The sequence below is a fragment of the Spirillospora sp. NPDC046719 genome, assembly GCF_040645715.1.
Classification (GTDB): domain Bacteria; phylum Actinomycetota; class Actinomycetes; order Streptosporangiales; family Streptosporangiaceae; genus Spirillospora.
On sequence record NZ_JBEYYT010000961.1, the window covers coordinates 1 to 1018 of the forward strand.

Consider the following 1018-nt stretch of genomic DNA (forward strand, 5'->3'; position numbering starts at 1 on the left):
GCGCGATGTTGGCCGCGCTGTTCGTCTGTCCGTACCAGATCTCCCTGGTCGGACCGCCGAAGTTGACCGCGCTCAGATCGCCCGAGTCCTGCGACGGCGTCGTGGCGTCACCGGCGTAGACCCAGACCCGGCCGGTCGACGACGTGGTGCCGCCGACCATCACCTCCACACGCCACTGCTGGCCCGCCGACAGCGCCGTCGACGACCAGTCGGCGCCGTTGGTGTTGTTGTGCAGCGACACCACACCCGCCGCCGTCACCTGCAACCGCCAGCGCTGCGCACCAGACCCGACGTTCATGCCCCGCGCCGGGCTGGTCGTACCCGACACCGACCCGGGGTCGACGTACAGACGCAGCCACTGCGAGGTGGTCGAGTCGGCCGCGTTCACCGACCATCCGCGCCGCACCGCGCCGCCCGTCGCGCCAAACGTCACCGCCATGCAGCGGGAGCCGTGCGACGGACCGGTCGCCGAGTACGTGCACGACCCGCCAGCGGTGTCGCCGGTCAGCGTCCACGCGTCGCCGGACGATCCGCCGCTGTTGCCGGTGGTGATGGTGTCGCCGGCCGTCCCGCCCTCGAACGAGTTGGTCAGGGTCGCCACGTCGCACCCCCTAGCTGGCGGGCATCGCCACCGTGCCGGACGTCAGCTCCACCGTCAGGCCGATCGACACCGTGGTGGTCGACAGCTCCAGGTCCCCGCCGCCGCCGGTCGCGGTCACGGAGCCGTCCAGCACGTTCGCGCCGGTCGAATCCTCAGCCCGGAACCACCCGGCAGTTCCTGCCGCCGCGCCGACCGCCGACAGCGGCGTACCCGCCAGCGACGCCACGCCCGAGCTGGCCGCACCAAACGCCGGATCCGCCAACTCGAATTCGACCAGCAGCGTGCCCGACTCGGCGTCGTTCGCTGTAGCCGGCTGCGAGCCGGAGTACACCTTGATCGTGCCCGCGCCCGACCCCGCGTCGAGAAGTCCGGCGATCGCGTCAGCCGCTGCCGACCGGGCTGCCGTGGAAATTCTGG

General features: G+C 71.9%; 2 protein-coding genes. Both read right to left on the minus strand.

Annotated elements, in window-relative coordinates:
• Positions 1-601: hypothetical protein (locus tag ABZ914_RS51865; protein WP_500201887.1), on the minus strand; the 601-nt coding region annotated here is incomplete at its 3' end.
• 10 nt (positions 602-611) lie between these two features.
• A partial coding sequence (locus ABZ914_RS51870) for a hypothetical protein (RefSeq protein WP_500201888.1) occupies positions 612-1018 on the minus strand: 407 nt, incomplete at its 5' end.